Below are 21,844 nucleotides of genomic sequence, written 5' to 3'. Positions count from 1 at the left end.
GAGGAAAAGATTATGTCATTATTTGGATCAGGAAAGAAAAAAGAAGAAGTTAAGGTAGAGCCTGCTTGTGCCTGCAATGGAAAAGCAGCTGCACATGAAGCCTCATCGTGTTGTTGTAACAATCAACAAGAAGAAAACATTTGTGATAAAGATAATAAGATTACAAGCATTAAGGTTCTTGGTGCCGGTTGTAAGAGCTGTCATAAGCAGTTTGAGAATGTAAAGAAAGCGGTAGAAGAACTTGGACTTGAAATTGAAGTAGAATATATTACGGATATGGAAAAGGTTATGACTTTTGGTGTGATGAGTATGCCTGCAATTGTAGTGAATGAGAAGGTTGTATCAATGGGTAAGGTTTTAAAGAGTGTGGAAGTCATTAAACTGCTTGGAAAGCTGGGATTTTAATGGTAGAAAAAAAGAAGGAAGGAATTAATTTATTTCAAAAGTATCTTATAGTCTAGGTATTATATATGGTTGTTGGAGGAATCATTGAGGCATACCAAACGAAATGGATAATCTATAGATATCTGAGATTTAAAAAGAATTCGATTTAGTATATAAATGAATAGTTTTACAAGGTGTTTTAAGCAAAAAAACTTACGAAGAAAAATAAATTATGTTAGAATTTCTTTTGTAATGAGTAGCAAATCAGCGTAAGTCCAATTATGGATCTGCGCTTTTTTTTGTTGTTCATTTCAGGATAGAAATGAGGTGTTCTTATTATGGAAGAAATGAATTTAGAAAATGGAAACATAGGAAGCTTAGTAAGAAAATTCTCTATTCCCTGTGTAATCAGTATGGTCGTAGCGGCATTGTATAATATTGTCGATCAGATTTTTATTGGATGGAGCTCTGCAGGAGCTTATGGAAATGCAGCTACAAACATTGTATATCCATTTACAGTATTTGCGCTGGGATTGGCATTGTTGATTGGAGATGGAGCGGCAGCTGGTTTCAGTATTGCCCTTGGGAAAAAGGATTCCAAACAGGCAAATAAAAATGTAGGAAATGGATTGTTTTTGTTGATTGTTTTATCCATTTTTCTTTGTCTCATTGGATTTCTGTTTAAAACCAGTATTTTAGGTTTATTTGGAGGAAATCCAGAGGAAGTGGAATGTTACGGATATGCCACAGACTATTTTAATATCATTTGTGCCGGTATTCCCTTTTATATGATTGGACAGGGAATCAATGGTTCCATTCGAGCCGATGGATCTCCTAAATTTGCGATGGGTTGTACGTTAGCGGGGGCCATCACCAATCTGATTATGGATCCTGTGTTGATTTTTGGCTTAAATATGAGTGTAAAGGGAGCGGCCATTGCGACAATCATGGGTCAGATTCTTACCTTTATTATGAGTGTATTGTACCTTTTAAAGGCCAAAAATTTTAAGATTGAGAAAAAGTCCATTCAATTGGAAGGAAGGACGACACTACGCATTGTTACAGTGGGAATGGCTTCCCTGATCGTTCAGCTTTCTATCGTTGTCATTATTGCGGTAAACAACAATCTATTGACTAAGTATGGATATGGAACCATTGCCAGCACAGGAGTGGCTTATGGAGCGGTTATCCCTCTTGCGGTGGTTGGAATTGTTATGAAAGTATTTGGAATTGTGGTTTCCATCGTAATTGGTATCAGTCTTGGTGGTCAGCCCATTATTGGCTTTAATATGGGAGCTGGCAATATCAAACGAGTGAAGGAAACCATTCTTCTGATCACAAAACTGGTTTTAATGGTAGGAGCTATTTCTTTCTTGATTTTTGAATTGGCACCGGATGCCATTATCTTTTTATTTGGAAGTCATAATACAGTTGAATATATGGAATACGCTCGTCTATGTATTCGTATATTCTTAGGTGGTATTTTGTTGACATGTTATATTAAATCAGCCTCCATTATTTTACAGTCAATGGGAAACAGTCTGAAATCTACAATACTGGCTTTATTACGTGATGTCATTATTTTTGTTCCCGTTTCCATTCTGATCGCAACCATCACCAAAAACATTGTCTCTATGTTATGGGCAGCCGTTATATCGGATATTATTTCTTCAATCATTGGTTTCTTATTTGTACAGACAGAAATAAAGAAATGGGAAAAACGAATTGGTTAATATTTTAGAAAAAATCTGAAACTCTCATCTAACATGAGAGTTTTGTTTTATAATAAAGATATGGAAAAACAATTATTAAGCATTGGACAAATGAGTAAGATGAATCATGTAAGTATATCGGCTTTGCGTTTATATGATGAAATGGGCTTATTAAAACCAATCTATGTCGATTCTCAGACAAATTATCGATATTATGATATTAATCAGAATGCTCGATTGAATATGATCCAGTATATGAAAGAACTGGGGATGAATCTAAAAGAAATTAAAGAGACATTGGATCAGAAAGATTTAAATTTAATAGAGGCAATTTTAATTCGTAAGAAAGAGCAGACAGAAAAAGAAATTGAAGATCTGAAATTAAAACGTTCGGCTTTAAAACGCACCATTTATAGTATGGAACGATATCGTAAATCTCCTAAAGATGGAACCATTACTTTAGAATATATCAATACAAGAAGAATTTATTCGATGTATACGCCCATTAATTTTTATGATTATGATATTGAAACGTATGAATCAATCTTAAATGATTTAAAGAATACTTTAATTGATCATCAATTGCCACAAATTTATTACTGTAATGCAGGTACTTTATTAAAAAAGAATGATTTTATCCATCAACATTATGAATCTCATAATATTTTTATATTTGTGGATGATTATTTTCCTTTACAGAAAGATGTAATACAGATTGAAAATGGAATGTATGCCTGTATTTATATTGATGATTTTAATAAAGAAAAAGAGTATGCGAAAAAATTACTTGAATATTGTATAGAAAAGAATTATACGATCACTGGAAATTGTATTTGTGAAGTGTTATATGAAATGAATATTTTTGAAGAAGGTAGAAGATCGATGTTTTTTCGTTTACAAGTTCCTGTTTCTTTTTAACTTGACACTCTTGCTGGATTAGACATTACAATAATAATAATAAGAAAAAAAGGAAAGGAGATTTATAAAAATGGAAAGAAAAATTACGTTTGTACAATATGGTTGTGGGAAAATGGCGAAATATCTGATTCGTTATGCGATTGGTAAAGGAGCTGTTTTACTGGGTGCATTTGATATGAATCCAGCGGTAATTGGAAAAGATGCAGCGGATATTGTAGGAGATGGATATCCAGAAACAGGAATTAAGGTTAGTGCTGCCAGTGAAGCGGAAAAAATGATTGCGGATCTAAAACCAGATGTATGTATTATCGCAACGCGTTCAACGGTAGCGGAACTGGAAGATATTTTTACGATCTGTGCGAAAAATGGTGTCAATGCGATCACCACTTGTGAAGAAGCCTTATATCCTTGGAATTCTTCTCCAGATCTGACTAAGAAACTGGATGCTTTGGCAAAAGAAGGAAATTGTACTTTAACTGGTGTTGGTTACTGTGATTTGTATTGGGGAACAATGGTTACTAATTATATGGGTTCTCAATATACAGTCAATAAGATCATTGGAGAATCCTGGTATAATGTAGAGGATTATGGTATTGCTTTGGCACAGGGACATGGAGCTGGATTAAGCATTGAAGAATTCAATAAGACAATTGGAGCGTATAATGATTATGATCATGACCAGATGAAAGCCATTGTGGAAAGTGGAGAATATGTTCCTTCTTACATGTGGAATCAGAATGGCTGGCTGGCAAGTAAATTGGGACTTCATATTGTTTCCCAAACACAGAAATGCATTCCAACAACGTATCCAGAAGATTTATATTCTTCCACTTTAGGAAGAGTGATTCCAGCTGGACAGGCAACGGGAATGAAAGCGATTGTGACAACGACTACAGAAGAAGGAATTACTTTAGAAACGGCTTGTGTGGGAAAAGTCTATTCGAAAGATGAATACGATATCAATCAATGGACACTGCAAGGAGAACCGGATTCCACTTTGATCTGTAATAAACCGGCAACGGTTGAACTGACTTGTGGAACGATCATCAATCGTATTCCTCAACTGATTGATGCTCCAGCAGGGTATATCACAACCGATCAGTATCCTTATAATTTATACTGTATTAAAGATTTAAATGAATATGTAACTTCTAAATAGGCTCAGGAACTACCTGAGCTTTTTTGTGATAAAATAAATAAAAAAGGGAAAACAATATGTTAGTTTATCAGGGAATCAAAACGGATTTTATTCAAAGTGTAGAAGAAGATTCGATTGCGGATGAAATCAAAGAAACGATTTATAGAAAGATGGGACGTCACACCAGTGAAAGTGAATACAATTCCTGGTCAAATTCTTTAGAATATATGTATAAAGTATTAAACGATCCAAATATTCCTTCAGATTCAGGAATTGCGATCGAATATAATATTCCCCAGACTTCCAAGCGGGTGGATTTTATGATTTCGGGATACAATGATAAAAATCAGCCTAGAATGGTTGTGATCGAACTGAAACAATGGCAGCATTTAGAAAAAGTAGAGGATACATCTCTGGTTTCTACTTATACAGGGCATGCCAGAAGAGATGTGGTTCATCCTTCGTACCAGGCCTGGTCCTATGCACAGCTGATCATGGATTACAATGCCAGTGTACAGGAAAAAAAGATCGAATTAAAGCCTTGTACTTACCTGCATAATTACATTCGAAAAGACAAAGATCCTTTAGATGATGTTCAATATGAAGAATATTTAAACCAGGCGCCAGCTTTCACAAAAGGACAGGTCAAAGATTTACGTTCATTTATTAAATCGTTTATTAAAACAGGGGATCAGAAAGAAATATTATATGAAATCGATCATGGAAAAATTAAGCCTTCTAAAAGTTTACAGAATTCCATTGCTTCTATGTTAAAGGGAAATAAAGAATTTATAATGATCGATGAACAACAGGTTGTATATGAAAATATTATAAAATTATCAATGAGATGTCAGAAAGATCATACAAAAAGAACCATTATCTGTCAGGGTGGACCTGGAACAGGAAAAAGTGTCATTGCGATTCAACTGTTGTCAAAATTGACACAACTGGATCAGTTTGTTCAATATGTTTCCAAAAACAGTGCTCCAAGAAATGTTTATGCTGAAAAATTAAAAGGAACGATCAAAAAATGCAGTGTGGATAATTTATTTAAAGGATCGGGTGCTTATACAGAAATTGGAAAAAATCAGATTCATACTTTACTGGTGGATGAAGCCCATCGTTTAAATGAGAAATCCGGTATGTTTCATAATAAGGGAGAAAATCAGATCAAAGAAATCATTCATTGTTCTATGTGTTCGGTATTTTTTATAGACGAAAGTCAGAGAGTGACAATGTCAGATATTGGTTCTGTTTCTGAAATAGAAAAATGGGCGGAAAAAGAAAAGTCAGAAATCACTTATATGGAATTAAAATCACAATTTCGCTGTAATGGATCCAATGGATATCTTGCCTGGCTGGATGATGTACTGGAAATAAGACAGACAGCCAATTTCAGTATAAAAGAATTTGATTATGATTTTCAGGTATTTGAGGATCCTTTGGAAATGCAGAAGAAAATCATTCAGAAAAATGAAGAAAATCATAGGTCTAGAATATTAGCTGGATATTGCTGGGAATGGCCTTCAAAATTTAGAAAAGATACGGATTATCATGATATACAGATTGGTGATTTTTCCATCAGCTGGAATTTGGATAATGGAAAATCTTTTGCGACCAATCCCGATTCCATTCATGAAGCAGGCTGTATCCATACCACCCAAGGTCTTGAATTTGATTATGTAGGTGTGATCATTGGATTGGATCTTCGTTATGAAAAGGGTCATATTGTAACGGATCCTTCCAAAAGAGCAAACAGCGATCAGTCTATAAAAGGATTAAAAAAACTGACAAAAGAAAATGAATGTCTGGCAAGACAAAAAGCAGATGAAATCATTAAAAACACGTATCGAACTTTAATGACTCGAGGAATGAAGGGGTGTTATATTTATTGTGTGGATCAAAAGTTACAGGAATATATAAAAAAGAGAATAGAAATATAAAAAAACAAGAAAGATCGTCTTATTCGTTTTATAATAAAAGAAAGGAGAAATCTATTTAAGATCATCAGAATAGATAATATAAGAGGTATGAAAACAAAAAAGATCATTTCTATGGTGCTGGCTCTTTCTTTGATGACAGGCTGTTCAGGCAAAGGAAGTTCACAGGCTCAGACAACTTCTATGACAAGACCTATGCTTCTGGAAAATATTAGTGAAGAATATGATTACAAAACACTAGTAGATGACGATTATAAACTGGAAGCGGATCTTTCCAATGCGATCAATGGAAAAAATTATAATTATATGAGTGAGGAATGGAAAAGTGCTTTATCGGAAAATTATTTTGTTGTGACAAAAGCCTATAATGATGAATTTTTTGATCTGTATGAATCCAATCGATACGCATACATTCCTAATTTTGTGACAACTGATTCATTACTGCATACTTTCCATTTGTATTATGCCTATCTGCAGAAAGGACTGGAAACATCCACCTTATATCAGAACATTGCAGAGTTCTCTATGAATATGTATGAAGCGTCTTTAAAACAATATGATGAATTAAAGGGAAGTGAATGGGAAAGTGCAGCCAGTCGAAATGTAGATTATTATGCGGTGGCTTTGGCATTAACTGGAAATGCACCTGCAGAAATATCCCAAAGAGCATATGAAGAAGTAAATTTAATCAATGAAGCCAGTGGAGTCTTCTTGTCTCCAATCTTTACAACAGACGAATATGAATATATGCAGGATTACAGTCAGTTTACTGTACGAGGGTATTATACAGAATCACAAATTCTGCAGCAGTATTTTAAAGCGATGATGTGGTATGGACAGATGACATTTGTTCAAAGTGACGATGATTTAAATCGAAGTGCTTTATTATCAATGCTTTCACTGAATGAAGTAGGATTTACTTCCTGGGATACAATTTATACCATTACATCTTTCTTTGCTGGAGAAAGCGATGATGCCACTTATTATGAATATTATCCAGTGATTGAACAGGCGTATGGTAAAGATGTATCTGTTTCTTCTTTACTGGATAATGATAAAGGATGGAAAGCTTATAAAGAAGCAACAGAAAATATGCCGGCTCCACAAATCAATGGAATGGTAGTAATGGAAGATCAGGAAATAGAAGAAACGACAAAGGGATGTCGTATTCTTGGTCAGAGATTTACTTTTGATGCTTCTATTTTACAGCAGCTGGTATATCGAAATGTGAAAGAATCTTCCAATGGAGATCAGCGTATGCTTCCTTCTTCTTTGGACGTTGCCAGTGCTTTAGGATCTGAAGTTGCCAGTGATATTTTAGAAGAAAGTGTATCCATTTATCCAAATTATGATGATCAGATGGAAAAGGTAAAATCCGATTTAGAAAAGACAACGGATCAACAATGGGCTTCCAGCATGTACAGTGCCTGGTTAGCTACGCTAAAACCATTACTGGTTACTAAAGAAGAAGGATATCCAAAATTCATGAGAAGTGAACAATGGGCCAGAAAAAATCTTTCCACTTTCTTAGGAAGCTATACCGAATTAAAACATGACAGTGTATTGTACGCAAAACAGGTTATGGCTGAAATGGGTGGAGCTGGTATGGATGAAAAACCAGACGATCGTGGATATGTAGAATGCGAACCAGAAGTATTCGGAAATATCAAAAATCTGACAGGAGCTATGATTACCGGTTTAGAAAAATACAATGCATTAAACAGTGAAGATAAAGAATATCTGGAATATCTGCAGGATCTGGCTTCTAAGCTTCAGGTTATTGCTGAAAAAGAATTAAAGGGAGAAATGCCGAGTGAGGAAGAATTTGATCTGATTCGTTCTTATGGTGGACAGTTAGAACATCTGTGGACAAAAACAGTGGACGATGGAACCAAAGAATATTATCGAAGCATGGATCATCCTTCTGCCCTGATCAGTGATATTGCCACCGATCCAAATGGTACATGTTTGGAAGTAGCCACAGGAAAACCATCCATTATTTATGTTGCGGTTTATTTTGATGGTCAGATTCGTATCTGTTCAGGAACGGTTTATTCTTTCTATGAATTTGAACAGCCAATTTCCAATCGTTTAACTGATCAACAGTGGAGAGAAATGCTTGATCAATATGATAATCCACCACAATTACCAGAATGGCAGACATATTATGCGAACGCTTATTAAAATACTATCAATATTTGGAATTGTTGCGATACTCGCAACAATTCTTTATATTCGTGGATTTTTTCTTCCATCCTATATTCAATGGAAAAACATAAATCTTTCAATGGATTTGAATCAGGATGGAATAAAAGAAATCTACCAGTTAAAGAATAAACAGGCAATCATACAGTTTGAAAACGAAACGTATGAATTTGATCGAGAATGGTTTATATCGGATATAAAAATAGATGATATTGATCAGGATGGAGTGAAAGAATTGTTGATGCTGGTATGGAATCGAACCAATTATGGGGATTATTCTCCTTTCTGGGATACAAATGATACTTTACATTTTTCTCAGCACTTATATGTATTCACAATACAAAATGACTCCATTCATTCAAAATGGATGTCTTCTTCTTTACGGCCAAACATTAAAAACTGGGAGATTAGAAATCATGAACTGGTACTAACCGATCCAGATGATGAAACAACAATCTGGAAATGGATCGATTTTGGTTTTGAAAGAACCGAATAGACATATTAAAAGGTCCCAACTGTTCTTATTATAACGTTGAGACCTTCTATGAAATAAATTTGTTTTTCACCTGTTTCTCCTTTCTTTTCGAATCTATATGGAATACCTCTATCTTTTCATCTATCTATATCTGGTATTTCTATATAGATAGGAATCTTATTTGTACATCGGTCTGTCCTTCTTTCTTTTCACTTATAATATACAATAAAATTTAAAATATAAAAGAAAAGTGGAAAAGTTGGCTAGAAATATGGAATAGTTGATGTAAAATTTAAATATGAAATATATTTATAAAACCATTTGTCCAAAAATCAAAGAAGAAAGTTCTTTTTTTGAATGTTTAAATGCGATAGGAATATTAGAAAATTGTAAATGGAAGACAATGTTTGACTCTTATATTGATGTATTACATAAATATGGAAATGGTCCCAGTGAAGATGAAAAAAATAAAAAATGTTTATTAAAGGAAATGGGATATAGTTTTCATGATCCTAAAGATTATAAAGGATATGCTTTACTGAAAAGAGGAAGTCATTATTATGCTTTTGTTCATGGAATTTTGTATGGAATTATAAATCCAGAATATTTAGATCCATTTGAAGAATATGAGATGTATATAAAAGATTTTCATTATGACTATCAATATAATATTTTAAAACATGAAAATACATCTACTTCTACTTTTCAATATTCCAATCCCAATCCAAATGGAAATCTAAGCGAAGACTGTTCGATACGAGCAATCAGTCATAGTTTGAATATCAACTGGCACGAGGCACTGGATCAAATTGCGATAGTGGCTTATAAAATGAATCGAATTCATTTAAATCATATAGAAGTCATTGAAAAAGTACTGGAAATCAATCATTTTATAAAACATAAACCTTTAGCGAATGTTTTAAATGTTTACCAGTTTTCTAAAAAAATAAAAGATTTACAGGGACCTGTATTGTTGTATACAGGAAAAAACCATATTACCTGTTTAAAGAAAATCAATGGAGAATATAAAATATACGATGCCTGGGATTGCTCAAGGGAAAGAGCCTATGCTTATTTTACATTGGAAAAAGAAGAGATGGAAAAAGGTTATCTGGATCGTATTGTGATTCACCCCGTATATAAAGAAGGAATAATCTATAAACAGGAAGGAAATAAAGTATATGTTTCTTTTGAAGATCAGGATCGAATATTAGGATTAAGCTGGGTTTTAGAACATTGTGATATTATAAAATGAAAAAACACTCCGAAGAGTGCTTTTTCTTTTTAGAGAAGAGAGTATGAAAAATTTATTTTGAACAAAGGGCCTTACCTATTATTTTCTATCCCCTTTGTTGATTCTATAATAGGATAAAGTTATCGTAAAACTATCTTATGATTGTGTTATACTTTGTGAGTTTTTTATATGAATTTGGTAAAAATGGGTTAAATATAAAAGAATTTGGGAAAATAAAAAACACAGCGAACTGTGTTTTAGGATTCTTGTTCCTTTTGTATTTCTGGATAAGCAGAATACATAGGTTTGATATCTTTCTGTTTAAAGACTCGATCGGTATAGTTTTTTGTGATAGCCATAACGGTACCAGAACAGGCAAGGACTCCTATTAAGTTTGGAATCATCATAAGTCCATTAAAAGTATCGGACAGATCCCAGGCAAGTGTAAGGTCCATTGTGCTGGAGAAAAAGGACATTCCACAGAATATCAGATGATAAAATACGACGGCTTTTTCACCTAATAAATATTCAACACTTTTACCACCATAATGGGACCATCCTAAAACAGTAGAGAAGGCAAACATCAATATCGCAATGGCAATAAACATCGGTCCAATTGGTCCGAAAACATTTCCAAAGGCTTGTCCAACAAGGGAAGAAGCAGAAATATCTACAATCTGTTTACCTGTTTCTAAATCAAAGAATCCACTTGTCAGGACAACTAAAGCTGTTAATGTACATACAACAATGGTGTCGGCAAAGACTTCAAAGATTCCCCACATACCTTGTTGTACAGGTTCTTTCACATTGGAACTGGAATGAACCATGACCGAAGATCCTAAACCAGCTTCATTTGAAAAAGCTCCTCTTTTAAATCCCCATACAATGGCACTTTTTAAACCATAGCCTAAAATTCCTCCTTTAATAGAAGAAAGACCAAAAGCTCCTTTAAATATGGAAAGAAAAGCAGCGGGAATCCTGTTTCCGTGAATGGCAATAATTCCAAGTGCACCTAATATATAAATGACGGCCATAAATGGAACCAGTTTTTCGGTTACCAGAGCCACTCTTTTGATTCCTCCAATGACAACAATTCCGGTTAAGAATACAAGGAGAATTCCTGTAATATAGGTTGGAATGGAAAAGGCAGAAAATAAATTTCCAGAAATGGAATTGACCTGGGCAATGTTTCCAATCCCAAAGCTAGCCAAGATACAAAAACAGCTGAATAATAAAGCCAGTATTTTTCCCAATGTCTTACATCCTTTTTTTGCACCCAGTCCATTGACCAGATAATACATGGCACCTCCAGACCATTCTCCTTTTTTATTTTTGATACGATAAAAAATACCTAGAACGTTTTCTGAATAGTTGGTCATCATTCCCAGAATTGACATGATCCACATCCAGAAAATGGCACCGGGTCCTCCACTGATAATCGCAGTTGAAACCCCTACAATGTTTCCAGTTCCTATAGTGGCAGCCAGTGCTGTACATAGACTTTGAAACTGGCTGATCTGTTTGTCGTGTTTTTCGGTATGAGCTCTTACATGAGAATCTTTAAAAATGGCACCAATGGTTTGTTTCATCCAGTGTGCAAAATGGGTGATCTGAAATCCTCTGTTCACAATTGTCATCCAGACACCTGCAAGAAATAACAGACATAGACCAATCGGTCCCCATACGATTCCATTTAAAAAAGAATTAATCGTTTCAATCATATTATACTTCCTCCTCAAAATAAAAAGTGTGTGTACATAGATGCATACACACAAATTCACACGAAAAGAAAATCGAATAATTTCTCTGTCCTTTTGCCTGAGAGATTCTGCATGCGCATTGCACCTTCGGCCTCCAAATGGATGTCTCCAGAGTATGATCCGTTTACAGTCTTTTTTACCTGAGATTTTAAACCCTTGGGTCAGCAATTGCTTGTTTTCTGTAAACATCTGTTCACACTTAATGTTCAAAAAATACCATAATTTTTTTTAGTTGACAAGAAAAAAATGAAATAAAGCATTCAAAATTGAATGCTTTATTTCAAATTAGAGAAGAGAAATAAAAAAATTATGTTTTCAAAGAAATCATTTCTTTGATGATTCTATTATATTGGAATCAATTAGTTTTATTATCGAAATGGTTTGTTTTTTTTGTGTAAAATTATGTAAAAATATGGCTTATTCTAAACAAAAAGACTCATGTTTCCATGAGCCTTTCAGTTTAGAGAAGAGAGTATGAAGATTTTATCAAAGGTCTTATTATGTTTCCTTTGATGATTCTATATTAAAATAAAGCTAACGCAAAAATACATTACATTTATGTTAAAAGATGTGAAAAATGATAATAATTTTGTGAATTGTGGAATTTTATTTAATCATATATTATTCACACAAATATATAAAATTGCATGACTTGCATTCTAATAAATTCTAAATTACTATTGAATAAAGGAGATTTTGAAAATGGCAAAAGATTTATTATCGAATCTTAAAGATATTTGTGAAACTGCGGTTCAGGTTGTGGACCAGGGAATCAATGAAATCAGTCGACAGTTAAATAATGATATCCCTATGATTCGTATTCCTTTTAGTGCACAGGATTACTATCGTAAAAATTATGAACAGGTTTTTGATGAAATGGAAGCGTATGGATTTAAAGATATTGTATTGCTGGAACAGAAAGATTTGAGAATGGGATTATTGACCAGACAGGGATCGGTTGAATCCATATCTATTGATGGAAAAGCAGATTTTAAAAAGAACCAGAGATTTAAAGAAACCGCTCGTGTCATTATTACATATCATACATTTGAAGATTAAAAAAAATACAACATCAAGTTGTATTTTTTTATAGGCATTCATTGAAAAGATGACTTAAAATCATACCTGTTGAAATCATCATAGTGAATGCGATTGTTGAAGTAATTAGAAACATAAAGTTCTCCTTTCCATCTATATATGAAGTTATTTTTAAAAAAATCCATAAGGTTTTACCCTTATGGACTCATTAAAACATATTCAGAATAATTGTCAAATTGTCAAAACGCTTACATTGAATGTATGCGTTATCAACTTTAATTTTCTTTCTTTTCCATGATGCTCATATAAGCTGGACGTATGATTTTGTCCATACAGATCAATTCTTCAATACGGTGAGCGGACCATCCTACAATACGGGCAATGGCAAACATTGCGGTATACAGTTCCTGTGGAATGCCTAACATTTCATAAACAAAACCAGAATAGAAATCCACATTTGGAGAAACCCCTTTATAGATTTTACGCTTTCTGGCGATGATTTCAGGTGCAGTGTTTTCAATGTTTTCATACAACATCAAATCTTTTTCTCTTCCTTTTTCTTTTGCTAGTTCAACAACATAAGATTTAAAGACTCTTTCTCTTGGATCGGATATTGAATAAACGGCATGACCCATTCCATAAATTAATCCTTTATGATCAAATGCTTCTTTATCAACGATCTTTTCCAGATATGTTTTTACCTGATCTGGATCACTGGTATCGCTGACATGATTTTTTATATCTTCGATCATTTCCATGACTTTAAAGTTGGCTCCTCCATGTTTTGGTCCCTTTAAAGAACACATAGCGGCACTGATGGTCGCATAGGTGTCGGAACCAGAAGAAGTGACAACACGGGTAGTAAAAGTGGAATTGTTTCCTCCACCATGTTCCATATGAAGAATTAAAGCCGTATCCAGTACTTTGGCTTCTGTTTTTGTATACTTTTTATCTGGTCTTAACATCATTAAAATGTTTTCTGCAGTGGATAGATTTGGATCGGGATGATGAATAAACATGCTCCCATATTTTTCATAATGATTGTACGCATTGTATCCATAGATGGCCAATAATGGGAATTCAGCAATCAGCTGGATACATTGACGCAATACATTGGAAATGCTTGTATCTTTTACATTTTCATCATAGGAAGCCAGTGTTAAGATACTTTTTGTCATAGAATTCATAATGTCTTCACTTGGTGCTTTCATAATGACATCCCTTGTAAAATTCGTAGGTAAAGTTCTGCATTGTCCTAATAATTTTGTGAATTCTTTTTCCTGTTCTTTATCAGGAAGCTGACCCATCAATAATAAATAAGCAATTTTTTCATATCCATATTCATCTTCTTTTAAATCATGAATCAGATTTTCAACACGATATCCACGATACCATAACTGTCCATCACAGGCTTCTTTTTTTCCATTAACAGTATGAGAAGAAACAATATCCGAAATATGTGTTAAGCCGGTTAAAACACCTTTTCCGTTTTCATCTCTTAAACCACGATTTACTCCATATTCCTGAAAGACAATAGGGGATACATAATCATTTCTGATACAGATTTCTTCCTGTTTTTTTGTATATTCGTTTAATTTATTCATATCCATATTATTCATCTCCTCTGTTTTCGTGCATGACCATCTGAAGTTCGTGCAACAAAGATAAAAGCTGGAATAATTTATCTTTTCCAAATACTTTTAAAATTTTACTGTAATATTGTTTTAAGAATTCTTTCTGACTGGATAATAAATTTAAACCATCTTCACTGATTTCAATGTATGTGCCTTCTTTTCCATCTCCATCATAAGTCCAGTTCACATATCCTTTATCTTTTAAATTTCGAATGATTTGAGCTAAAGCCTGATACGAAATCTGCATAGTCTTTGCCAGATCTTTTAAATAAATCTTTTCATCGTTGTGATGTTTTGATATTTCTTTTAGAGCAACGTATTCATTCATACTTGTCCGTTCAAAAAAATCACGGATGGTATTTTTATTTTCATAATATTGTTCAATTACTAAATCATCAAATTTTTCAATAAAATTATCGGACATAAAAACCTCCTATTAGTTCAAATATGAACTATTCTATTTTGAAGTATTATATGTAATATTGTCATTCATGTCAATAAAAAAAGCATGTCTAACATGCTTACGAAAAGAATGGCCATAAGATCAAAGCAATGATCAGTCCCAGTATAAATCCACCGACTACTTCAACCAGTTTATGTCCCAGAATGGTTTTCAGTTTTTCCTGATAAATGGGATCATCGAAACGAAGTCCCATCATGGTACTTAAATCTTTTATGAGCTGCTGGGTCAATTCAATATTTTTCCCTGTATAATAACGTACATGGCAGGCATCATACATTACAATAAAAGAAAAAACACAGGTAATCGCAAATATAGAAGAACCAAAGCCTTCTATAAAGCCAACACATAGACTTAAAGTGGTAACAGTGGAACTGTGGCTGGATGGAAATCCTCCACTTGCCAGACACCAGTGAATATCCCATTTTCCGGTTCTATAATAATAAACAAACATTTTTGATATTTGTGCTACAACATTACTGAGTAAAGAAGCGACTAAAATAAATAGTGAATCAGACATTTCGTTTCCTTCCTTTTCTTGTCAAATTATATCATGATTTAGAATTCGTTTTGTATAAAATGGATATAATTTTTGTATTTTTAAAGAATAAGTGTAGAATAATCTATGTGGAAAAAAGAATATTTATTAAAATGAAAGACCATGATTTACCAATGGTGATTACAGAAAGTGAATCCGATTCATCTTCTTTATGTATATTAATGCTTCATGGATTTATGGCTTTTAAAGAAGGAGATGGATATTTATTTTCAAAATTTGCTCAGAAATTTGAAGAAAATGGAATTTCAAGTGCAAGAATTGATTTCTGCAGCATGGGCGAAAATCGATTTTCCAGAGAAAATTATGGCTTGAAAGTTATGCTGGAAGAAGTAAAAGAAGCTTTTCGTTATCTAAAAGAAGAATGTGGGTTTTCACATATAGGATTATTAGGACACAGTTTAGGTGGAAGGATTGCGGTATATTCAAGTGATTTACCTGTTTCCTGTCTCATTACTATTAACGGAGCTTTACAGGATGGAAAAGATTTATCCGATTTACTGGTTCCTGAAATGAAAGATGGATATTGTCTGATTCGTCCAAGTGATGGAAGAGTGGAGCTTTTATTTGAAAGATTTAAAAAAGAATTAGTGGAAATTCAAAAAGAAGTCATTTTGAATTATGAAGGTCCTATACTGGTGTGTATTGGAAAAGACGATCCAACTATTGATCCTGCAATCAGTTATAGATTCAGTCTGGAAAATAAGACCGATCGATTTGAAATTGAAGGAGCCAATCATACATTAAATGCCAAAACAGGGGATTATGCAAAAGTATATGAATGTATCGATTATGTCATGAAGTGGATAAAAGAGAAAGGATTACTATGAAAAAAATACTGAAGTCAGGAATCTTATATTATGTAGCTGCCATCTGTTTTTTAGCTGCAGCCATTGGAAGTTACACCATTAAAGATCGTACGATGCTGGTTGTCAGTATCGTTATGGTGATTGCCTGTATTTATTTTGGGATACGTTCAAATAAAAATCACTAAAATTGTATTTCAAAAAAATAGAGCTATAATGTCATTATGGAAAAAAATGAAAGCATGAAACACACGGTTCATCTTGGTTTTGGTGAAGAAGTGGGAAACAGCATCAGTCATGGCGTTATGGCTCTTTTATTGTTGTTTACACTGCCTTATTATTCAATAAGAGCTTATCTGCAGGGAGGTGCATTACAGGCAGCTGGAATATCTATTTATTTCATTTGTTTATTTTTTATGTTTATGGGCTCTTGTTTATACCATACTATGCCATATGAAACCACTCATAAATTTGTGTTTCGAAAATTAGATCATATTATGATTTTATTGGCAATTGCAGGTACCTATACACCGATCTGTTTAATTGTCTTACATAACTGGATTGGCTATCTTGTATTATCAATTGAATGGCTCATGGTAATATCGGGAGTTTTATTGAAATCCATTTCGAATAATGCACATCCTAAATTAAGCATGTGTATTTATATGATCATGGGATGGCTTGCACTTTTTATCTTGCCAACCTTGATTCGAGAATGCCATCCTTTATTTTTAATATTAATCGTTATAGGAGGTATATTATATACAATCGGGACATTCTTTTATGCTCATCCCAATAAAAGATTTTTTCATTTTACCTGGCATATATTCATTATTCTGGCAAGTATAGTGCATTTAATTGCGATTCTGTACTGTATCTAAAGAACCAAAAGCTTCAATGGCTGCATGATGATACTGATGAAGATCTAAATAAGGAGACAATGTTTCTTCCATTTCTTTCATCAGTTTTTTATTTTCATAAACTTTTGAACAGACAAAATGAATGTTTTTTACATACTGTTTAAAAAAAGGTGAAATCTGAACAATAATATCCTGTAAATTCTTTGAATCATACAATCTTATATTTGGTAAATAAAAAGAATAATAATCCTGCTTCCATATATAAATTAACTGATTTTCTTTTAGATTTCTTTTTATTTTTTCTTCTAATTTTAATGCATATTCTAAACAACCCTGTTCATCCAAACCAACCGCAAATTCATAATGTTTATAATTATCTGTAAATAGAGTTTCAATTTCACTGGCATCTAAAGTATTTAAATAATTCGATAAAGTATTAAAATCACCTGTTGAATCTTCTTGGGCTAAGCGATTGATTTTTGCCCATAGAAATTCATGAAAATCATTCTGTATTCCTTCAGGGATAAAACGAGACCATAAAAAGCGAGTAATCAAAGAATAATCTTTCTGATTTTCAATTTCTTCTTTTTGATTGGGAATGTTAGCCTGTTGTACGACCTGATATAAATTATCAAAATGAATCTGTAAAGGTAAATGATGAAGAATATAGTTCATACTTTCAATATTCTTTTCAAGATACTTTTTCTGCTGATTTAAAGTATGCAGATATTGACTGATATAAAAAGAAGTTGTAGAAGGTTCTTTTAAGATGAATCGTATGGTTGAAAGAGGAAGCTGTGCATTTCTGAACAGTTGAATTAATTTTAACTGCTGCACTTCTTTTTCTTTAAAATCATAGTATCCATTACCAGAATCGATATCTGGAGTAATCAAACCTTCCTGAATATAGAAATGAATGTTTCGTTTACTGATTTGTGTTTTCTGACTGACTTCCTGTATTTTCATAATGACCTTCTAATAATAGTATACACTATAGTGTATGGTTTTAAAGTCTAAAATTGAAAGCGATTTCATATAATTCCTAAAAATCAACTGATTATGCCATTAAAATTGATATTTGACACTCCATAAACTGTATATTTTATAATTCAATTAGATATACAGGAGGTTTTACTATGTTTGAAAAAATGTTTGAACCGATTCAGATTCGCGGATTAACACTTAAAAATCGAGTGGTATATTCTGCAGCAGGTACAAAATTTTCTGGAAAACAGGGAAGTTTTGTGACAGACAAATTGATTCATTATCATGTTGCACGTGTAAAAGGAGGAAGTGGATTAAACTGTGTGGAAGTCAGTTCCGTTCATACACCATCCGCTCCAAGAAATTTCTTATCGATCAGTGAAGATATGTACATTCCTGGACATAAGAAATTAGTGGATGCCATCCATGAAGCAGGAGGAAAAGCGTGCATTCAGCTGTGGCAAGGAGGATTGGCAGTTGGTAGTGATCAGACTGCTCAGATCCTGGTATCCAGTGATATGCCTGTTTCTGAACAGATTACACTTCCAGGAATCACTTTAGATCAGATTAAAGAAGTTGAAGAATGTTTTGGAAAAGCAGCGGCTCGTGCCGTACAGGCAGGATATGATTGTGTGGAATTCCATTGTGCTCATAATTATTTACCACATACATTCTTAAGTGCTTTCTTTAATCATAGACAGGATGAATATGGTGGTTCTCTGGAAAATCGTGCTCGATTCCCATTGGAGTGCATTAAAGAAATTCGTAAAAATATTCCAGAAGATATGCCTTTATTTATGCGTATTGATGCACAGGATGATTATCTTGAAAATGGTATGACCATTGAAGATACCATTACATTCTGTAACTGGGCAAAAGAAGCCGGTGTAGATGTATTAAATGTTTCCAGAGGAAACTTCTCTTCAGCAGCGATTAAATACGAAGTTCCTTCGATTGATACTCCACAGGGATTCAATATTGATAATGCAGCTAAGATCCGTAAAGGAACCGGAATGATTACCATTGGTGTAGGTCGTATCAATACACCAGAAATTGCTGAAAAAGCTCTGGAAGAAGATAAAGTGGATATGGTGGTTATGTGCCGTGCCCAGTATGCCGATCCAGAATTCTTAAATAAAGTAAAAGAAAATCGTCTGGATGAAATCACTTATTGTATTGGATGCGATCAGGGATGTTACGATGGATTTGAAAATATGGACATTCCTCAGGTTACATGTTTATTGAATCCGGCTTTAGGAAGAGAAAAAGAATGTGAAATCATTCCAGTCACAAAACCTGAAACGGTATTGATTGCCGGTGGAGGAATTGCTGGATTGGAAGCTGCTTTAACATTAAAACGTAGAGGACACAATCCAATTTTAATGGAAAGTACAGATACTTTAGGTGGACAGTTTATTTTAGCAGGAAAAGCACCTCGTAAAAAAGAAATGAGCGATGCCGTTATTCGTATGGGTAAACAGGCTCAGAAGATGGGTATCGATATTCGTTTAAATACGCCTGTTACACCAGAAACAATTTCTGAAATTAAGCCTCATTCTTTCATTAATGCCATTGGAGCCACTCCAATTCAATTAAATATTCCAGGAAATGATTTAGACTTTGTATACAATTCGCATGAAGTACTGGCAGGGGATAAAGAAGTAAAAGGAAATGTCGTTGTGATTGGTGGTGGACTGGTTGGATGTGAAGTGGCTGAATATGCAGCTGCCAGAGGATGTAAAGTTACTATTCTGGAAATGTTACCAGCTATCGCATCGGATCTAGGTTCCGTTCGTAAAACTTGTGTGATGGAAAGCATTTATGGAGCGGGTATTGTTCCTGTAACAGATATTAAAGTAAAAGCCATTGAAGATGGAAAAGTCATTGGTATAAAAGACAATCAGGAAATGAGTTTTGACTGTGATTATGCCATTGTATCCATTGGTTCTAAATCAAGAAAAACTTCTGAACTGGAACAGGCATGTTATGACAATGAAGTGGCATATTTCTGTGTAGGAGATGCATATGGTCCAAGACGTGCATTAAATGCTGTAAGAGAAGCCTTTGATGTTGCGATGACATTTGATAAAGAAGATGTTCATAGAGATGCATTAAAACCAAATAAAGTCGTATTTATCACAGGTGCCAGTGGAACGATGGGACAGGAAACATTAAAACAGTTACTGGCTCGTTCTTCTCGTTTCAATGTACGTGCTTTAGTACGTGATTCTAAGAAAAATAGAGATTTAATGAAGAAATATCGTCAGCCAAGCTTAGAAGTTGTCTGGGGAGATATGTCCGATTATGACACCATTCTAAAATGTGTAACTGGAGCGGATTATGTACTGCATATCGGAGCTATGGTTTCTCCTATGGCAGACGATCATCCAAAAGAAACTCTATATACAAATATTGGATCCACTTTAAATATTATTAAAGCCATTAAGGCACAGCCAGACCCAGACAAAGTTCACTTTGCCTATGTAGGTACGGTTGCGATGACAGGACATAGAGCCGATCCAATCCAGTTTGGTCGTGTAGGAGATCCAATTTGTCCTTCTATATTTGATTACTATGCATTAAGTAAAGTATTCTCTGAAATGGCATTATTTGATAGTGGATTGAAACATTGGGTAAGTATTCGTCAGACAGGACAGCATCCTTCTAATCAGGCAGCAGGAAGCTTACCAATCATTACGCATCAGCCACCAAATAACGTATTAGAGTGGGCAACTTCCATTGAATCTGGAATTTGTATGGCTAATTTATGTGAAGACTGGGTTCCTGAATCTTTCTGGCGTAAAGCTTACAATTTAAGCAGTGGAGAAGGATATCGTTTAACTACATGGGAATTAATGGATATTAACTTATCTGCATTTGGTATTGGATTAAAAGACATCCATGATTTAAATCGTATTGCCAAATATAACTTCCATGGACAATATTATTCAGATTCAAAAGATTTGGATGACATTCTTCATTTCAGATGCATTCCAGCTGATCAGTACTGGGGTTCTGTAAAAGATGAAATGGCAAGAATGGCTCGTAATCCAATGATTAGAGCAATGTTTCCAACCGCTGAACAGATGAAAGAAAACAATAAAATGATTGGTCGTAAACGTATGGGTACATACTGGATGATCGAAAATAATGAAGAAGACTGGATCAAAGCTTTCTTTGGTTCAAAAGAACAATTAGAAGCCATTCCAGACTGGGATCATTTCAAATTGTATCATCCAAGTGAAGAAGTTACATATTTAAATCATGGATACGATGAATCTAAGAAAATTGAAGAATTGACAATCGAAGATCTGAAAGGCATTGCAGAATTTAGAGGTGGTCAATGTCTTGCCACTGAAATCAAAGACATTTATACACCAATTAAATGGAAGAGTGCAGAAGGTTATGAATTTGAAATGTCAATCAATGCGGTTGTACAAGGTGGTCACTGGTGTCCAGAATGTCTGAAGGAAGAATGGACATATGGAAAACAGGCAAAATACAATCCATTCTTAGGACAAGTATGGTGGCCAATTCATCCAGAAACAGATGATTACACAATTAAGATGGAATACAGTGGATATGACATCTATCATGAATTAAGAGAAAAATTAGGCTTTGAATAAAACTATCTGGACTGCCAAAAGAGCAGTCCTTTTTTTTATGACAAATGTCATCTTTGTTTGTGACAAACTTAACTTTAAATGAAAATTGAATAAAATTACAATAATATTAACAAA

18 protein-coding genes and 1 riboswitch are annotated in these 21,844 nt (G+C 33.8%); of the genes, 13 read left to right on the top strand and 5 right to left on the bottom strand.

Annotated elements, in window-relative coordinates; all coding sequences use genetic code 11:
- The first annotated feature begins 12 nt into the window (after nucleotides 1-12).
- From FYJ50_RS05535 to FYJ50_RS05500, 8 genes are all read left to right on the top strand, one after another.
- Nucleotides 13-405 (top strand): thioredoxin family protein, encoded by a 393-nt coding sequence (locus FYJ50_RS05535; RefSeq protein WP_154460093.1) that lies wholly within the window; start codon nucleotides 13-15, stop codon nucleotides 403-405.
- Between the two features lie 317 nt (nucleotides 406-722).
- Complete coding sequence (locus FYJ50_RS05530; protein ID WP_154460092.1) at nucleotides 723-2,117, top strand: MATE family efflux transporter; 1,395 nt, start codon at nucleotides 723-725, stop codon at nucleotides 2,115-2,117.
- A 60-nt stretch (nucleotides 2,118-2,177) separates the two neighbouring features.
- A complete protein-coding gene (locus FYJ50_RS05525; RefSeq protein WP_154460091.1) occupies nucleotides 2,178-3,014 on the top strand; it encodes a MerR family transcriptional regulator in 837 nt (278 codons plus the stop codon).
- A gap of 70 nt (nucleotides 3,015-3,084) precedes the next feature.
- Entirely contained in the window at nucleotides 3,085-4,173 is a 1,089-nt protein-coding gene (locus FYJ50_RS05520) for an NAD(P)H-dependent amine dehydrogenase family protein (protein WP_154460090.1), read from the top strand.
- A 56-nt stretch (nucleotides 4,174-4,229) separates the two neighbouring features.
- Nucleotides 4,230-6,095: a DUF2075 domain-containing protein gene (locus tag FYJ50_RS05515; RefSeq protein ID WP_154460089.1), complete on the top strand. Its 1,866-nt coding sequence runs from the start codon at nucleotides 4,230-4,232 to the stop codon at nucleotides 6,093-6,095.
- A gap of 87 nt (nucleotides 6,096-6,182) precedes the next feature.
- Nucleotides 6,183-8,276, top strand: coding sequence for a DUF3160 domain-containing protein (locus FYJ50_RS05510; RefSeq protein ID WP_154460088.1), 2,094 nt, complete (start codon nucleotides 6,183-6,185; stop codon nucleotides 8,274-8,276).
- Nucleotides 8,260-8,793: a hypothetical protein gene (locus FYJ50_RS05505; RefSeq protein ID WP_154460087.1), complete on the top strand. Its 534-nt coding sequence runs from the start codon at nucleotides 8,260-8,262 to the stop codon at nucleotides 8,791-8,793. Before FYJ50_RS05510 ends, FYJ50_RS05505 begins: the two co-directional genes overlap by 17 nt.
- A gap of 277 nt (nucleotides 8,794-9,070) precedes the next feature.
- The gene (locus FYJ50_RS05500; protein ID WP_154460086.1) at nucleotides 9,071-10,027 is read left to right on the top strand and encodes a hypothetical protein; all 957 of its coding nucleotides are present in this window, start codon (nucleotides 9,071-9,073) and stop codon (nucleotides 10,025-10,027) included.
- Between the two features lie 236 nt (nucleotides 10,028-10,263).
- On the opposite strand, the gene FYJ50_RS05495 is transcribed toward FYJ50_RS05500, so the two are convergent.
- Nucleotides 10,264-11,727: an alanine/glycine:cation symporter family protein gene (locus tag FYJ50_RS05495; RefSeq protein ID WP_154460085.1), complete on the bottom strand. Its 1,464-nt coding sequence runs from the start codon at nucleotides 11,725-11,727 to the stop codon at nucleotides 10,264-10,266.
- 75 nt (nucleotides 11,728-11,802) lie between these two features.
- Nucleotides 11,803-11,888: riboswitch (glycine riboswitch) on the bottom strand.
- Nucleotides 11,889-12,468: 580 nt separating this feature from the next.
- Between FYJ50_RS05495 and FYJ50_RS05490 the strand changes: the two genes are divergently transcribed.
- A complete protein-coding gene (locus FYJ50_RS05490) occupies nucleotides 12,469-12,825 on the top strand; it encodes a hypothetical protein (RefSeq protein ID WP_154460084.1) in 357 nt (118 codons plus the stop codon).
- 254 nt (nucleotides 12,826-13,079) lie between these two features.
- Here FYJ50_RS05490 and FYJ50_RS05485 read toward each other — a convergent pair whose 3' ends face one another.
- The 3 genes from FYJ50_RS05485 to FYJ50_RS05475 all read right to left on the bottom strand — a co-directional run bounded on the left by FYJ50_RS05485 (nucleotide 13,080) and on the right by FYJ50_RS05475 (nucleotide 15,418).
- Entirely contained in the window at nucleotides 13,080-14,414 is a 1,335-nt protein-coding gene (locus tag FYJ50_RS05485) for a citrate/2-methylcitrate synthase (RefSeq protein WP_205946440.1), read from the bottom strand.
- A 1-nt stretch (nucleotide 14,415) separates the two neighbouring features.
- On the bottom strand, nucleotides 14,416-14,862 hold the full coding sequence (locus tag FYJ50_RS05480; protein WP_154460083.1) for a MarR family winged helix-turn-helix transcriptional regulator: 447 nt from the start codon (nucleotides 14,860-14,862) through the stop codon (nucleotides 14,416-14,418).
- 97 nt (nucleotides 14,863-14,959) lie between these two features.
- Nucleotides 14,960-15,418 (bottom strand): divergent PAP2 family protein, encoded by a 459-nt coding sequence (locus FYJ50_RS05475; RefSeq protein WP_154460082.1) that lies wholly within the window; start codon nucleotides 15,416-15,418, stop codon nucleotides 14,960-14,962.
- Between the two features lie 107 nt (nucleotides 15,419-15,525).
- Here FYJ50_RS05475 and FYJ50_RS05470 point away from each other — a divergent pair, with 107 nt between their 5' ends.
- The 3 genes from FYJ50_RS05470 to trhA are packed head-to-tail and all read left to right on the top strand — an operon-like array spanning nucleotide 15,526 to nucleotide 17,141.
- Nucleotides 15,526-16,284: an alpha/beta hydrolase gene (locus FYJ50_RS05470; RefSeq protein ID WP_154460081.1), complete on the top strand. Its 759-nt coding sequence runs from the start codon at nucleotides 15,526-15,528 to the stop codon at nucleotides 16,282-16,284.
- Nucleotides 16,281-16,448, top strand: coding sequence for a hypothetical protein (locus FYJ50_RS05465; RefSeq protein WP_154460080.1), 168 nt, complete (start codon nucleotides 16,281-16,283; stop codon nucleotides 16,446-16,448). Before FYJ50_RS05470 ends, FYJ50_RS05465 begins: the two co-directional genes overlap by 4 nt.
- A gap of 36 nt (nucleotides 16,449-16,484) precedes the next feature.
- On the top strand, nucleotides 16,485-17,141 hold the full coding sequence (gene trhA, locus FYJ50_RS05460) for a PAQR family membrane homeostasis protein TrhA (protein WP_154460079.1): 657 nt from the start codon (nucleotides 16,485-16,487) through the stop codon (nucleotides 17,139-17,141).
- Here the strand turns inward: trhA and FYJ50_RS05455 are convergent.
- Nucleotides 17,115-18,086, bottom strand: coding sequence for a MerR family transcriptional regulator (locus tag FYJ50_RS05455; protein ID WP_154460078.1), 972 nt, complete (start codon nucleotides 18,084-18,086; stop codon nucleotides 17,115-17,117). The genes trhA and FYJ50_RS05455 overlap by 27 nt on opposite strands.
- A gap of 170 nt (nucleotides 18,087-18,256) precedes the next feature.
- On the opposite strand from FYJ50_RS05455, the gene baiCD reads away from it, so the two are divergent.
- Nucleotides 18,257-21,730, top strand: a complete 3,474-nt coding sequence (gene baiCD, locus FYJ50_RS05450) for a bile acid Fe-S flavoenzyme BaiCD (protein ID WP_154460077.1) — start codon at nucleotides 18,257-18,259, stop codon at nucleotides 21,728-21,730.
- Nucleotides 21,731-21,844: the final 114 nt, after the last annotated feature.

This window comes from Floccifex porci, from assembly GCF_009696175.1.
In the GTDB taxonomy this organism is placed as follows: domain Bacteria; phylum Bacillota_I; class Bacilli_A; order Erysipelotrichales; family Erysipelotrichaceae; genus Floccifex; species Floccifex porci.
This window is presented reverse-complemented; position numbering and strand designations above follow the sequence as displayed.

Excerpts from the sequence above, each read along its gene's own strand:
- FYJ50_RS05530 (WP_154460092.1), top strand. The coding sequence starts at position 723 with ATGGAAGAAATGAATTTAGAAAATGGAAACATAGGAAGCTTAGTAAGA.
- FYJ50_RS05505 (WP_154460087.1), top strand. The coding sequence starts at position 8,260 with ATGCGAACGCTTATTAAAATACTATCAATATTTGGAATTGTTGCGATA.
- FYJ50_RS05480 (WP_154460083.1), bottom strand. The coding sequence starts at position 14,862 with ATGTCCGATAATTTTATTGAAAAATTTGATGATTTAGTAATTGAACAA.
- FYJ50_RS05475 (WP_154460082.1), bottom strand. The coding sequence starts at position 15,418 with ATGTCTGATTCACTATTTATTTTAGTCGCTTCTTTACTCAGTAATGTT.
- FYJ50_RS05485 (WP_205946440.1), bottom strand. The coding sequence starts at position 14,414 with ATGGATATGAATAAATTAAACGAATATACAAAAAAACAGGAAGAAATC.
- FYJ50_RS05465 (WP_154460080.1), top strand. The coding sequence starts at position 16,281 with ATGAAAAAAATACTGAAGTCAGGAATCTTATATTATGTAGCTGCCATC.
- FYJ50_RS05510 (WP_154460088.1), top strand. The coding sequence starts at position 6,183 with ATGAAAACAAAAAAGATCATTTCTATGGTGCTGGCTCTTTCTTTGATG.
- FYJ50_RS05455 (WP_154460078.1), bottom strand. The coding sequence starts at position 18,086 with ATGAAAATACAGGAAGTCAGTCAGAAAACACAAATCAGTAAACGAAAC.
- FYJ50_RS05515 (WP_154460089.1), top strand. The coding sequence starts at position 4,230 with ATGTTAGTTTATCAGGGAATCAAAACGGATTTTATTCAAAGTGTAGAA.
- FYJ50_RS05525 (WP_154460091.1), top strand. The coding sequence starts at position 2,178 with ATGGAAAAACAATTATTAAGCATTGGACAAATGAGTAAGATGAATCAT.
- trhA (WP_154460079.1), top strand. The coding sequence starts at position 16,485 with ATGGAAAAAAATGAAAGCATGAAACACACGGTTCATCTTGGTTTTGGT.
- baiCD (WP_154460077.1), top strand. The coding sequence starts at position 18,257 with ATGTTTGAAAAAATGTTTGAACCGATTCAGATTCGCGGATTAACACTT.
- FYJ50_RS05495 (WP_154460085.1), bottom strand. The coding sequence starts at position 11,727 with ATGATTGAAACGATTAATTCTTTTTTAAATGGAATCGTATGGGGACCG.
- FYJ50_RS05490 (WP_154460084.1), top strand. The coding sequence starts at position 12,469 with ATGGCAAAAGATTTATTATCGAATCTTAAAGATATTTGTGAAACTGCG.
- FYJ50_RS05500 (WP_154460086.1), top strand. The coding sequence starts at position 9,071 with ATGAAATATATTTATAAAACCATTTGTCCAAAAATCAAAGAAGAAAGT.
- FYJ50_RS05535 (WP_154460093.1), top strand. The coding sequence starts at position 13 with ATGTCATTATTTGGATCAGGAAAGAAAAAAGAAGAAGTTAAGGTAGAG.
- FYJ50_RS05520 (WP_154460090.1), top strand. The coding sequence starts at position 3,085 with ATGGAAAGAAAAATTACGTTTGTACAATATGGTTGTGGGAAAATGGCG.